13 protein-coding genes are annotated in these 14,401 nt (G+C 47.1%); all 13 read left to right on the forward strand.

Annotated features, from left to right (window positions below; all coding sequences use genetic code 11):
• Positions 1-25 precede the first annotated feature (25 nt).
• The 13 genes from larB (at position 26) to ACJROX_RS02995 (ending at position 14,387) form a co-directional block, all read left to right on the forward strand.
• Positions 26-721 carry a nickel pincer cofactor biosynthesis protein LarB gene (gene larB / locus ACJROX_RS02935; RefSeq protein WP_408009289.1) on the forward strand — a complete coding sequence of 232 codons (696 nt, stop codon included), beginning with the start codon at positions 26-28 and terminating at the stop codon, positions 719-721.
• On the forward strand, positions 702-1,961 hold the full coding sequence (gene larC / locus ACJROX_RS02940; protein WP_408009290.1) for a nickel pincer cofactor biosynthesis protein LarC: 1,260 nt from the start codon (positions 702-704) through the stop codon (positions 1,959-1,961). The genes larB and larC overlap by 20 nt, the downstream gene beginning before the upstream one ends.
• 289 nt (positions 1,962-2,250) lie before the next feature.
• Positions 2,251-3,273 carry a TRAP transporter substrate-binding protein gene (locus ACJROX_RS02945; RefSeq protein WP_408009291.1) on the forward strand — a complete coding sequence of 341 codons (1,023 nt, stop codon included), beginning with the start codon at positions 2,251-2,253 and terminating at the stop codon, positions 3,271-3,273.
• A gap of 21 nt (positions 3,274-3,294) precedes the next feature.
• A complete protein-coding gene (locus ACJROX_RS02950; protein WP_408011561.1) occupies positions 3,295-3,834 on the forward strand; it encodes a TRAP transporter small permease in 540 nt (179 codons plus the stop codon).
• 15 nt (positions 3,835-3,849) lie between these two features.
• Entirely contained in the window at positions 3,850-5,127 is a 1,278-nt protein-coding gene (locus tag ACJROX_RS02955) for a TRAP transporter large permease (protein WP_408009292.1), read from the forward strand.
• Between the two features lie 166 nt (positions 5,128-5,293).
• Complete coding sequence (locus ACJROX_RS02960; RefSeq protein ID WP_408009293.1) at positions 5,294-7,492, forward strand: dihydroxy-acid dehydratase; 2,199 nt, start codon at positions 5,294-5,296, stop codon at positions 7,490-7,492.
• Between the two features lie 4 nt (positions 7,493-7,496).
• A complete protein-coding gene (locus ACJROX_RS02965) occupies positions 7,497-8,447 on the forward strand; it encodes a U32 family peptidase (RefSeq protein WP_408009294.1) in 951 nt (316 codons plus the stop codon).
• Between the two features lie 56 nt (positions 8,448-8,503).
• Entirely contained in the window at positions 8,504-9,268 is a 765-nt protein-coding gene (locus tag ACJROX_RS02970) for an IclR family transcriptional regulator (protein ID WP_408011562.1), read from the forward strand.
• A 78-nt stretch (positions 9,269-9,346) separates the two neighbouring features.
• The gene (locus ACJROX_RS02975) at positions 9,347-10,249 is read left to right on the forward strand and encodes a fumarylacetoacetate hydrolase family protein (protein ID WP_408009295.1); all 903 of its coding nucleotides are present in this window, start codon (positions 9,347-9,349) and stop codon (positions 10,247-10,249) included.
• A gap of 23 nt (positions 10,250-10,272) precedes the next feature.
• Complete coding sequence (locus tag ACJROX_RS02980) at positions 10,273-10,590, forward strand: UxaA family hydrolase (RefSeq protein WP_408009296.1); 318 nt, start codon at positions 10,273-10,275, stop codon at positions 10,588-10,590.
• A complete protein-coding gene (locus ACJROX_RS02985; RefSeq protein WP_408011563.1) occupies positions 10,580-11,728 on the forward strand; it encodes a UxaA family hydrolase in 1,149 nt (382 codons plus the stop codon). Before ACJROX_RS02980 ends, ACJROX_RS02985 begins: the two co-directional genes overlap by 11 nt.
• Before the next feature lie 198 nt (positions 11,729-11,926).
• Entirely contained in the window at positions 11,927-13,387 is a 1,461-nt protein-coding gene (gene gucD / locus ACJROX_RS02990; RefSeq protein ID WP_408009297.1) for an alpha-ketoglutaric semialdehyde dehydrogenase GucD, read from the forward strand.
• Positions 13,388-13,454: 67 nt separating this feature from the next.
• Positions 13,455-14,387 carry a fumarylacetoacetate hydrolase family protein gene (locus ACJROX_RS02995; RefSeq protein ID WP_408009298.1) on the forward strand — a complete coding sequence of 311 codons (933 nt, stop codon included), beginning with the start codon at positions 13,455-13,457 and terminating at the stop codon, positions 14,385-14,387.
• The last annotated feature ends 14 nt before the right edge of the window (positions 14,388-14,401 follow it).

Genomic DNA, 14,401 nt, shown 5'->3' on the forward strand with positions numbered 1-14,401 from the left:
ACGAATAAAGACAGCAGGTGATCGAATGGATAAATTTGAAGATTTAGGGTTCAGTAAAGTGGATATTGATCGAGAGAAGCGTACCGGTTTCCCTGAGGTCATTTACGGTGAAGGGAAAACGGAAGAGCAGATTTCTCAAATCATGGAAAGATTGATTGCTCATCATGGAAAGGTGATGGTGACAAGATTATCAGCGAAAAAAGCGGAGGAATTGCTTTCCCGATTCCCTTCTGCGGAATATGATCATGTTTCGAGGATCTTCCGATATGGTGTTTCCTGCCAACTTTATAGAGGAGAAGTCATGGTCTTGTGTGCCGGGACTTCGGACTTGCCCGTTGCGGAAGAAGCTGCGGTGACAGCCGAATGGATGGGGTGTAAAGTGAAAAGGCTTTATGATGTCGGAGTCGCCGGGATCGATCGTCTGCTTTCCTATAGGGATGAGATTACTAAAGCAAGTGTCCTCATCGTGGTTGCAGGCATGGAAGGAGCCTTGCCAAGTGTGGTGGGTGGTTTGGTGCGTCGTCCAGTCATCGCGGTTCCGACTTCTGTCGGTTATGGTGCTCATTTGGAAGGTTTGACGCCATTATTGGGGATGTTGACTTCTTGTGCGTCTGGTATGAGTGTGGTCAATATCGATAATGGTTTCGGGGCTGCCTACCAGGCGGCGCTCATTTTGCAGCTTGCGGCAGAGGGGGCAGACCATGAAGTGCCTTTATCTTGATTGTCAATCTGGGATTTCTGGTGACATGACATTGACCGCACTGGTCGATTTAGGTGCGGATATCCAATATATAACCGAGGAACTGCAAAACCTGCCGATCGATGATTTCAAATTAGGTGTGAGACAGGTCGACAAGAAAGGAATCGCCTCCAAGGAGTTGATGCTGGAATTGTTCAACCCGTCAGGAGGACATCATCACCATGCACACGAACACCACCATGGGCATGAGCATGGACATGATGAACACCATCATGAACATCGGAAGGCAGCGACCATCCTCGAGATGATCGAACATAGTGACCTGCCTGTTCGTGTAAAGGAGAGGAGCAAGGCAGTATTTGAAGTAATCGCCCAAGCGGAAGGAAAAATACACGGAATGGATCCGGCTGATGTCCATTTCCATGAAGTAGGGGCGATGGACTCAATCATTGATGTGATCGGTGTATGCCTTGCTTTGGATAACCTCAATATCGGAAGGATCATCGCTTCGCCTGTACCGACGGGATATGGAAAGGTACAAATGGCCCATGGACTTTATCCCATTCCTGCTCCTGCAACCGCTGAAATCCTGAAAGGGATCCCTCTTGCTGATTTCCATGTTGAAGCCGAGTTGACAACACCTACAGGGGCGGGTTTTTTGAAAGCCCTTGTGTCAGAATTCGGACAGCTCCCCGCGGTTACGATGGAACGGATCGGCTATGGGGCAGGCAAGAAGAACTTTGACCATCCGAATGTCCTAAGGGCTATATTGTTTGAAGACCAATCGGTTGAACCTGATCGGGAGCGGGTTGAAATCCTCGAGTGTCAAATCGACGATATGACCGGTGAGTCGTTTGGTTTTGTAATGGAGAAATTGTTTGAAGCAGGTGCACTGGATGCCTATTATACACCTGTGCAAATGAAGAAGAATCGCCCGGGTACATTAGTGACGGTTTTAACGACCCCAAATCATTGGGAAAGACTGGAGGAAATCTTATTACGTGAAACATCAACGTTCGGGGTAAGGAAATCTTCATGGAGCCGGATCGCCCTGGAACGTCGTATAGAAGTTGTGGAGACCCGTTTTGGGAATATTTCCGTAAAAGTAGGCTATAAGAATCATGAAATCTATCAGGTTTCCCCCGAATATGAGGAAATCCGTAAAGCGGCCAAACAATACGGGAAACCATTCGAGGAGATTTATTTTACAGTGAAAGAGAAAGCCCAGTCCCTTTTTACAATGGCTCATTATCACCAGTGAAAGATCCTGGCTGACCGGGAGAAATGGAGGTCCTAAAATGGACCTCTTTTCCTTTTTGTAACGATATTCATATCCAAAGTCCTATTTTTGTGAATTGTGAGAATATTTTTAATAATATATTGACAACTTTAATACAGTTGCATAACATTATTTTCACAGGTATATAAAACCGAGTTTTATAATGTAAAACAAACCAGCTCGAAATTGGTTGCGCTTACATAGTGTTTTATCCCCTTATTACAGAACGAGGTTTTATATTGTAAAACACGATAAGGAGGAGACGAGTCGCATGAAAAAATGTTGGACGTTTCTTTGTTTGGTCTTGCTGTCTGCCTCGCTGTTACTGGCAGGGTGTAATGCAACTGGACTTGGGGAAGCGGGCGGGGGTAAAACCCAAACGCTGAAAGTAGCGAATTATTTTGCTTCTGATCATCCGCAAAACGTTGCGTTGAGAGAAAAGTTCAAGCCACTGGTAGAGGAGGGATCGGACGGCACCTTGAAGGTTGAAATCTATGACAACAGCCAATTAGGTGCCGAGCAGGAATTTTATGATGGGGTCCGTAACGGGACGATTGAGATGGGTATCCCAGGAATGATCATGCAGTCATCGATCGAAAAACTCGGGGTCACGGAATGGCCGTTTTTGTTCAAAGACTATGAACATGCAAAGAAAGTATTGAATGGCCCGATCGGTGATGAATTATTGGAAGACCTTGAAAAAAAGCATGGCGTCCATCCTCTTGCATGGAGTGCAAATGGATTCCGGATGTTCTCAAGCAACAAGGAATTAGCATCGATAGACGATTTTAAGGATTTGCGGCTCAGGATGCCAAACATCGAGCATTACATCGATCTTGGGAAAGCACTTGGCGCTACGGTCAGTCCGATGCCGATTTCAGAAGTTTTCACCGCATTGGAACAGAATGTCGTCGATGGCCAGGACAACCCGATTGCTACGCTTAGGGCCTCTGGTTGGTATGAAGTACAGGATTATGTGCTTGAATCACGCCATATGTTCAGCCCGAACTTATACATCATCAACAGCAAGGTTTGGGAAGGGCTGACTGAAGACCAACAAAAGGTGATCCAAGAAGCCGCTCAAAAATCGGCGGATTATGAATTTGAATTGATGCAGAAGAGCTATGAAGAAGACAAGAAGTTTCTTGAGGACAAAGGGATCGAATTCATTACACCAAGCGAAGAGTTCCAAAAAGAAATGGAAGAGGCGACAGAGCCTTTATATGAAAGCTATTACGAAAAATTCCCTTGGGCGAAGGACATCGTGGAACGTATCAAAGAACAATCAGAATAGAATGGGGTGATTCTCTTGCAAATGCTGATTAAGATCATAAATCAAACGTTAAATATACTGATAGCATTGGCTTTGACGTTCATGGCTGTGCTCGTTTTTGGAAACGTTGTCTTAAGGTACGCGTTCAACTCAGGGATCACCTGGTCGGAAGAGATGTCACGCTTTCTCTTCGTATGGCTCGTTTTCCTTGGAGCGATCGCGGCTTTTAAAGATAACATGCATCTCGGGATGGATCTCGTTACGAATCTATTGCCGAAAACATTGAAGAAAATCGTCTTTGTCCTCAGTAACATGCTCGTACTCTATGTATTGTGGTTGTTGTTCAATGGCAGTCTGCGCATGACGCTGCTCAACATGGGAAGTCTCGCGCCAGCGACTAAACTTCCACTCGGATTCGTTTATGGCGTCGGTATCATCACGAGTGTAAGCATGGCATTGATTGTCGTACGGAATCTATTTGCCGCCCTCAGACGTTCTAGTAAAACCGGCAATCTATCAATGGTTCCTGATCATAAAAATGATGTACCAGAAGACCCGTCAGTCAAAGTACAGAACATGTAGAAGGGGGAGGGAGAAATGGCACTTGGTGTATTCCTCGGTTCATTATTCGGGGCACTAGCCCTTGGTGTACCGATCGCATTTTCACTGCTTCTCAGCGGTATAGCCCTGATGATTTTGTTAGGGATGTTCGATAGTCAGATCATTGCTCAAAATTTGATCAATGGTGCCAATAATTTCGCATTGATGGCCATTCCATTTTTCATCTTGGCCGGTGAGTTGATGAATGCAGGCGGCATTTCAAAAAGGGTTGTATCATTCGCCATGTCGTTGGTAGGACATATCCGTGGAGGCTTAGGATATGTAGCGATCCTTGCGAGTGTGTTGTTCGCTGGGCTTTCTGGATCAGCCGTAGCGGATACAGCAGCTCTTGGAGCGATCCTGATTCCGATGATGCTTTCAAAGGGTTATGACAAAGCAAAATCGACGGGACTGATCGCTTCGGCGGGAATCATCGCACCTGTCATTCCGCCAAGTATTCCGATGATCATCTTCGGAGTCGTAAGCGGCGTTTCCATTACACGTCTGTTCATGGGGGGAATCGTACCTGGAATCATGATGGCACTCGGACTTGTCATCGTATGGACGTTGATATCAAGAAGGGACAAGACTGAATTGCCTCCACGCAAATCACTGAAAGAAGTCTGGCAACTGACAAAACAGACAAGCTGGGCACTTTTGCTTCCGATCATCATCATCGGTGGAATACGCGGAGGGATCTTCACCCCGACAGAAGCATCGGTGGTCGCAGTCTTTTATGCTATTTTCGTCGGCTTCTTCGTCTATCGGGAGTTGAAAATCGCGGATCTCTATGAAGTCCTTGTCACGTCTGCGAAAACGACAAGTGTGGTCATGTTCGTAGCTGCAGCTGCAATGGTTTCTGCCTGGTTGATCACAGTGGCGCAGGTGCCGGCAGACATGGCTGCGATGTTAGGACCGCTTATCGAAAAACCGATGTTACTGATGCTTGTCATCACAGTCCTGATCCTGGCCATCGGACTTGTCATGGATTTGACACCGGCCATACTGATCTTCACGCCAGTGCTGATCCCGGTAATCAAGTTGGCTGGCATCGACCCTGTCTATTTCGGTATCGTAATGGTCATCAACCTATGTATCGGCTTGATCACACCGCCGGTAGGAACCGTCCTTTATGTAGGATGCGGAATCAGCAAGATTTCGATTGCCGAGCTGGCCAAGGGGATCTGGCCCTTCTTACTCGTCCATGTCATCGTCCTGTTCTTGCTGATTCTCTTCCCTTCACTCGTGATGGTGCCGCTTGAGTGGTTGATGTAGGCAATGAAGAAAAGCAGTCAGTGAGAAGGAGAGGATACAGTGGAAAAATGGAAAGTGGTCGTGACCGATTGGGAATTCGAAGACTTGGGATATGAGCGTTCTATATTGGAAGATGAAAGGTTCGAGCTCATCGGTGCCCAATGCCGGACCGAGGAGGAGGGGAACTATGGGTGCCCAATACCCTATTATCGAAAACAGCGTCAATCCTTACCGGGACAATGTCCAGGGGAAAGCCAACGAACCGATCACTGTAGCCGGAATATTAGATCGTGCAAAACAGATCGCTGGATCCAACTATGATGGAAACGTAGATTGGAGTCTTGAAGAAATCTATAACCGCTTGGAAGAAAATGCGCCAAGGATCGCCATTATCGGGGGATCACCGGACCACCCGGCCCATATCATGGACTATCAGACTTCTTCTTTTGCGGCTTTGCGTATCTGGGAGAATGGTGGAGTCCCATTCTATTTCTCCACACCTGTCATGTGTGACGGTACCGCTCAAAGTAATCAAGGAATGAGTTATTCTCTCCAAAGCCGTAATGCTGTCGCTCAGATGGTAGTCAATCAATTGGAAGCACATAGCTATCATGGGGCATTCGTCATCCAGGGGTGCGATAAACAACCACTTGGCGTCGTCAGTGCAGTCGCCCAGATGGATCGGATCCGCCAGTTCAGAGGTGAAGCTCCTTTCTTCGCGACTTTTGCTCCGGCCCATGTTTTACAAGGAGGAACGATCCCGGAAGATCTATACCAGGAACTGACGGAATTGGCCGATCAGGCGGAACTAGACGGTGAAGCCGATATTGCCCATGACATCAGGGACGCGATGGCTTATATCCTGCAGTGCACGTCGAACACAGCGTTCCAAGGCGTATTGAGCCGAGCTGTTGAAAGAGGGATCATCACCCATGAACGGCAAAAAGATTATGAAAAACGGCTCGCTGTCGCCACTTGTGATGGGCAAGGCGGAGTATGCGCCTTCAATGGAACGGGGAACAGTTCGAGACACCTTGTAGCAGGCATGGGGCTTGTCCATCCAACCTTAGAACTCCTCACCGCTCCCCCGACAATGGAACAAGTGAATGAGTCACTGGATGACTTGCAAAAGATGATCAATGATCCGGTTTTCGGAGCTTCAAACATCATGGCAGCCAATATAAAGAATGCCATCAGGATACATAGCGGTTCCGGCGGATCGACAAACCTGATGATGCATATGGTTGCAGGAATGTTATATGGCGGATATAAATTCAGTTTGGCAGATTTGGATAAAATCCATCATGAACACCCGATCCCAGATCTGTTCAATTATAGCCTTACAGAGGACCGGGATATCTTCTCGCTCGCGATACAGTGTTGTGCCGGGGATAGCAGAGGGATGGAAACCTTGTTCTATGAACTTTTGGAAAATGGCGTTCCGATGGATGTTGATGCCCCTACAGTAACGGGGACAACCTGGCGGGACCGGTTGGAGAACAAAAAAGGGCTGCCTTCCGTGACAGTTTCGGAAAACCCGATCATCCTTTCTAAGCCCCGAAGACGATTCAGTGGTGTCGATGTCTTGAAGGGGAATTTTTTTGAAACAGCAGTCGTCAAGATCAGCGGGATGGCAACGCCGCAATTAGATGGTTTTGACAAGAAAGTGGCTTTTGTCCTTTATTTCGAAAACGAGGATGAAGCGAACAAACACCTGTTGGACTCCGGCCTGGTCGACAAACTGAAACAGGAACAGATCTTTTCCTTTGATAGTCTTCAGCAAATGGTGAAGCACAACAGCCCTGACTTTTTTGATGAAATGAAAGACGCTGAATATGAAGCCCTGTTCGATGCGATGATCGAGCATCAAATCTTGAAAATTGCAGTCGTCATTTCGGGTCAAGGACCGATCGCTTTCGGCATGCCCGAAATGTTTACGCCTATGCAGCATATCAACGCTAGCCGTAAACTGAAGCGGCTCGTGACCGTCATCAGTGATGGACGTTACTCAGGTGCGACATTTGGAGCTGCCATCGGCCATATGACACCGGAAGCGATCGATCGGGGAGGAATCCTCTATTTGCAAACCGGCGATCTGTTATATCTCGGCCTCCGTGAGAACGAAATTCATTTCCTCGATCAGCAGGCGTTCCAAAAAGGGCAAATGATCCAGGAATTCGACAGCATCAAGGAGAAACGTGAACCTTTAGCGGAGGAAAGACTTGTGAAGATGCGGAAGAGGCAACGTTCTGTAGCATCAAGCAATCGCATCCATGGCTATACGGATGCTTCCCATGGTGTCGTACCTATCCCGATTTGGCAAGAGGCAGAATTGGATTATCGAACCGAAGTGAAATTGCCAGAACGAGTAGAAGAGAGGTTGTGACAGAGTGAAGGAAACAAGACGGAGCATAGAAGAATTAGGATTTCCAAGTACAGATTGTCATCATCTTCCTGCTTCCACCAAGCGATTTCCGGATGGAGCCCAATATCGGGTTGAAATTCCCAGTGTCGAAGGGCCGAAATCTTTTAAAGCGGTGACGGAGGCATGCAAGGAATATGGTGTTGAAGTCCATAGGATTTCCCAAGGAAGCGGAATCATGTTATTGACAGATGATGAACTTGAAGAAATGGCCGAAATCGGCCGGAAAGAAAAGCTTGAAGTCAGTCTATTCGTCGGCCCGAGGGGTTCTTGGGACATCACGGCAATGCAGCGGGCAAGTGCTGGACAGGTGACTGGCCTCCGTGTTGAAGGGATGGACCAGCTGGTATATGCCGTCGAAGATATCAAACGTGCCTGCAAAGCTGGGATCCGAAGCATCCTGGTGGCAGATGAAGGATTGTTATGGCTGGTCAACGAGTTCAAGAAAAAAGGCGAGTTACCAGAAGACTTGCTCGTTAAGATTTCCGTCCAGATGGCCCATTCGAATCCGGTATCGATCCGCTTGATGGAGAAACATGGTGCTGGGACTTATAATGTTCCGACAGACCTTACACTGGGGCGTTTAGCAGCTATCCGCCAGGCAGTCGATATCCCGTTGGATATCTATGTGGAAGTACCGGATGATATCGGAGGTTTCATCAGACATTATGAAATCCCTGAGATCATAAGGGTAGCAGCCCCTGTCTATATCAAATTCGGTTTAAGGAATGCGCCGAACATCTATCCGTCAGGGACCCACCTTGAAGAAACCTCTATCAAACTATCAAAAGAACGTGTACGTAGAGCGAAATTGGGGCTGGATCTGATTACGCGGTACAACCCAGAATTGGTTGCATCGAAAAAGGGAACGACAGAAGGATTGGCTATTCCGAGAGAAATGGATAAAGCAGTGCTTTAATTGGCATTGGACGTGGTATGATAGAACTATATAACTTGTAAAAAGGAATGAAACGAATGCCAATCATCCAATCTGTCGAGAGGGCGCTGAAAATCCTCAATCTGTTCGATGAGCAGACAACAGAGTTGAAGATCACGGAAATCAGCAGCCAATTGAACTTGAATAAAAGTACGGTCCATTCATTATTGAAAACGCTTCAAGCCAATCATTACATTGAACAAGATTTGGAAACGGGGAAATACAAACTTGGCTTGAAACTGTTCGAAAGAGGAAATCTGGTGATCAACAGTTTGGATATCAGGACGATCGCCAAGAAATATCTGCAGGACCTTTCTGCCGAAACCGGCCACACCCTTCATTTAGTCGTTTTGAGCGGCCAGGAAGGAGTCTATATCGACAAGGTCGCTGGTACATCAGCGACGATCGTGTACTCCAGGATCGGTAGACGGATTCCGCTCCATTCCACCGGAGTAGGTAAAACGCTAATCGCTTTCAAGAAGGAATTCGAGATTAATGAATTACTGAAGGATTATCACTATATCAAACGAACACCCAATACGATCACCAATGAGCAAGATTTCAGGAAAGAGCTTCTTAAAGTGAAGGAACAGGGCTATGCGATCGACAACGAAGAGAATGAACCGGGCGTGGTTTGTGTCGCTGTCCCTGTATGGGACCATAATCGGGAAGTCATAGCTGCAATCAGTCTATCAATGCCTGAACCAAGGGCGAAGTTCGAAATGGAAAATGTGGTCAGCCGATTGAAACAGGTCGGCGAAGAAGTATCCAGGAAAATGGGTTGCCAGCAGATATACATTTAGGCGGAAGGGATACGCGCCCTTCACCATGCCTAAATTCAAGAACTGTGTTTGATAATATAAAACAATTGGAGGGCTATCATGAGAATCATCCGCTTTGTAAATGACAAAAATACACCGGCTTTAGGTGCCGTAACAGATGAAGATAAGGTTTACAAATTGCCATATCACAGTTTTCTGGAACTTGTCGAACAATCGAAGTTATTACAAAAAAGTCCCCTTGACCTTATCAATACCGTCCTGTCTGAGGAAGAACCTCTGAACCGCAATGTAAAGGAACTAAGCCTGCTGGTTCCGATCGAAGCAAAGGAAGTGTGGGCATCCGGCGTTACGTATATACGTTCAAAGGAAGCGAGGAATTATGAAGCTACAGGTGGGAATCTGGATGCTGATACGTTTTATGACAAGGTTTATGAGGCTGATCGGCCTGAAATTTTCTTTAAATCGACTGTTGATCGGACGATCGGGACGGATGAACCGGTCTATTTGCGCAGTGATTCCGATTGGCAGATCCCAGAACCAGAGTTGGGGCTTGTCCTCGATGCTGATGGGTCCATCCTGGCATATACCATCGGAAATGACATGAGCTGCAGGGATATTGAAGGAGAGAATCCATTGTATTTACCACAGGCGAAAATTTGGAAGAATTCCTGCTCGATCGGCCCTTCGATCCGTTTGGCAGAGACCGTAAAGGATCCGTATGAATTTGAAATCATATGCCGGATTTATCGGAATGAAAACCTGGTTTTCGAAGATTCAGCAAAGGTCAGTCAATTGAAACGTAAATTGAACGAATTGACCGATTATCTTGTGAAGGACAATGTCGTGTTCCCTGGGACCGTACTGTTGACAGGTACATGTATCGTCCCGCCAAATGAATTCACCTTGAATGATGGGGATCGGGTAGAAATCGAAATCCCTGGTATCGGCTTGTTAAAAAATCCGGTCAAAAGCCAGGTCGAACATCGATCCATCGTGTCTTAACTTGTTCGGGGAGGAATGTACAGATGAACGGGCAAGCATTAATGATGAAACCGATTGATAACGTGGCAGTAGCGCTAATGCCTTTGGAGAAAGGATCGACTGTTGCCCTACGGATCAATGGAGAGGCTGTGTCGATCGAATTGAAGGATGACATCGAATTCGGGCATAAATTCGCAGTCAAAACGATTCAACAAGGTGAAGACGTCAGGAAATATGGTGAAGTGATCGGGGTTGCCTCCAGCGGTATCCAGATCGGTGAACATGTCCATATCCATAATGTAGAAGGAAAGAGAGGAAGAGGTGATAAGATTGGCCGAGAACATGCAAATCATGGGCTATAGACGCCCGGATGGCCGTATCGGAATACGTAATCACGTCCTTATTTTACCCACCATCACTTGTGCGACACAGGCTGCGCAACGGATTACCGAATTAGTGGATGGGACGGTCTCATTCATCCACCAGCATGGCTGTGCCCAGGTCGGGGTGGATTATGAACAAACCTTCCGTACTTATGCTGGAATGGGGAAAAATCCAAATGTCTATGGTGTGATCGTATTAGGTTTAGGATGTGAAACACACCAAGCAAGAAGTGTGGCGGATGATATCCGGGAGAGTGGTAAACCAGTCGAAGTCGTCTCAATCCAGGATCATGGCGGGACACTTACTGCGATAGCAGAAGGTGCAAAGGCCGCGGTTAAAATGGTACAGGAAGCATCCATGCAACAGAAAGTCCCGTTTGATTTCAGTGAGTTGATCATAGGAACCGAATGCGGTGGATCTGATGCATGTTCAGGACTTTCAGCCAATCCGGCGGTCGGAACTGTTAGTGATATGATCGTCGATCGCGGAGGTACGGCGATCCTCGCGGAAACGACAGAACTGATCGGGGCAGAACACCTGCTTGCAGAGAGGGCAGTGGATGATCAGGTCTCAAAACGTGTTTATGAAGTGATCGAGGCGATGGAGAACAGGGCAATCCGCATGGGTGTGGATATCCGGACAGGAAACCCAAGTCCTGGGAATGTCAAAGGCGGTTTATCGACATTGGAAGAAAAATCGCTGGGTGCAGCAACCAAAGCAGGAAGCCGCGCTTTGCAAGAATTGGTCAATTATGCAGAACAGCCAACGAAAAAAGGCCTCGTCTGGATGGATACTCCTGGACATGATATCGAACAGTTGACAGGGATGGTGGCAGGCGGGGCGCAGATCGTCCTGTTTACAAGCGGACGCGGGACACCTACCGGCTCTCCGATTGCGCCAGTCATCAAGATATCGACAAATTCGACGATGTATGAACGCATGGCTGAGAATGTCGATTTGAATGCCGGCACGATCATAGAGGGAAAAGAAACAGTCGATGAAGTCGGACGGCGAATCATGGAGGAAATCACACAGACATGTGCTGGAAAGAGGACCAAATCGGAAATCCTGAAGCAACATGATTTCGGTATCTGGAGAATCGGACCTACATTTTAATGGTTGGGTTATAGGATGATAACGAGTTTTGGAGTGATTTTTCTAAAAAGAAATTCGTGACTCTCAAACGGGAAAAACGAGCCAGGAGAGGCCCGCAGCGAGGAATGAGCGAGGAGGCTTGTGGAATCAGGCTGATTCAGAGAAGTGATGTCCAGCTCAGGGACCAGTTAAATTCAATGAAAAGAAAGGATGGTTGGAATGGCGACAGAAACAATCGTGAAGGATTATCTGAACTATGTAGATGGTGAATGGGTCAGCACGGAAACGAACAAGAAGGAAAAAAGCTACAATCCTGCAAACACGTCAGAGGTGGTCGGGACGTACCAGCTCTCTTCTGAAGAGGATGTCAATCAGGCAGTCGAGGCTGCCAAACGGGCCGGCAAAGGATGGAAAAAGCTTACAGGCGCCCAACGAGGAGATTACTTGTATCGAGCAGCGAACATCCTTGAAAGCAGGATCGATGAAATCGCTGAAACGATGACGAAAGAAATGGGGAAGACTTTTCCTGAAGCCAAAGGGGAGACCGTTAGAGGAGTAGCGATCCTCCGTTATTATGCAGGCGAGGGGTTAAGAAGCGTCGGGGATGTCATTCCTTCCACCGATCCCGATGCCTTGATGTACACCACGCGGGTTCCAATCGGAGTTGTCGGGATCATCACTCCTTGGAACTTCCCGGCAGCGATTCCGATTTGGAAAACAGCGCCTGCGTTGATCTATGGGAATACGGTTGTCCTCAAACCAGCACAGGAGACGGCTGTCACGACGACAAAAGTGATGGAATGCTTCCATGAAGCCGGTTTTCCTAAAGGAGTCGTCAACGTCGTAAACGGCAGAGGGTCTGTCGTGGGACAACGGATCATTGATCATCCGGATGTGAAAGGGCTGACGTTCACAGGATCGAATGAAACCGGGAAACGGGTTGCAGAAGGTGCTGTGGCAAGAGGAGCGAAATTCCAGCTTGAAATGGGTGGGAAGAATCCTGTCATTGTCGCGAATGATGCCAACCTTGACCTTGCTGTGGAAGGGACGATCAACGGCGGTCTACGTTCCACGGGGCAGAAATGTACAGCGACGAGCAGAGTGATCGTCCAATCCGAAGTGTACGATGAATTCAAAGAAAAATTGCTGAGAGAAGTGGAAAAACTGAAAGTTGGGGATGGAAGTGAACAAGGGACATGGATGGGACCTAGTGTAAGCGAATCTCAACTGAACACCGTCCTCTCATACATTCAAAAAGGGAAAGAAGAAGGCGCAAAACTGCTTTTCGGCGGAAAGCGGCCAGATGGATTGAATAATGGTTATTTTGTAGAACCGACCGTATTCGAGGAGGTCGATTCCAAGATGGTCATCGGACAGGAAGAGATCTTTGGTCCAGTCCTTGCTTTGATCAAGGCGGATACCTTAGAAGAGGCGTTTGAACTGGCGAATGACGTCAAGTTTGGCTTGAGTGCATCAATCTATACAGAGAATATCAGTAATATCCTTGACTTTGTTGATGAAATCGAGGCGGGGCTGGTCCGTGTCAATGCCGAAACAGCCGGGGTCGAACTGCAAGCGCCATTTGGCGGGATGAAGGAGTCAAGCTCCCATTCCCGTGAACAAGGACAAGCTGCAAAAGAATTCTTCACATCTATCAAAACAGTATTCGTCAAACGGTAACCATATGATTTAAAGGGTTGGCTTACTGTCGACCCTTTTTCACATTCAGATAAAGGAGAGAGGAAGTATGAAATCTGTCACGTTTTATAAAGGTTCAGCTCTAAATTTAGGGATTCTAACCTCGAAAGGGGTCCTGGATATTGAAGAAGCAGGGAATTTTTTCTCCATCAAGGTGCCGACGGATGTAAGGACACTTATAGAAGCTGGGGAAATTGAAAAAGAAGCGATCCAGCTCGTCATCGATAAAGCATCGGCATCTGACCGATCGTTTTTTCATGATGACAAAGAGCTCGAATTTGGACCGTGTGTCGACCATCCTGAAAAAATCATATGTATCGGATTGAATTACCGTAAACATGCAGAAGAATCCAAGATGCCCATTCCGACTACACCGATCATCTTCAGTAAATGCTCGAATGCACTCACCGGCCATCGATCATCCATCCAGCTTCCGGAGCAGGCTGAGAAGGTCGACTATGAAGCCGAGCTTGTCATCGTCATGAAAAAGGAAGCGAAGAACATAAGTAAAGAAGAAGCACGATCCTATGTGTATGGCTATTGCACAGGGAACGATATCTCTGCGAGGGATCTACAGTTCAAAACAGGGCAATGGTTGATCGGAAAGACATGTGATGGGTTCTGCCCGATCGGCCCTGTACTGCATAGCGATGAGGAGATAGAAAATCCGAATGATCTTGGTATCAAGACGATCGTCAATGGAGAAGTCCGTCAGCATTCTTCTACAGCGGACATGATTTTCAATTGTGAGGAAATCATCGCATATCTTTCACAGCATCTGACATTGAAACCCGGGGATGTCATCATGACAGGTACACCTGAAGGCGTCATCATGGGGTATCCGGAAGATAATCAAACATGGTTGAAAGATGGGGACGAAGTGATCGTGGAAATTGAGAAACTAGGAAAATTGCAAAATTCATTTTATAAGGAAAGGGTTGAAAACCAACCAGCGGACAAGCTCCCTAAAATATCTCTTTAACAGTTTCAAAAAAT

This window comes from Pseudalkalibacillus sp. A8, from assembly GCF_045920555.1.
Lineage (GTDB): Bacteria > Bacillota > Bacilli > Bacillales > Fictibacillaceae > Pseudalkalibacillus.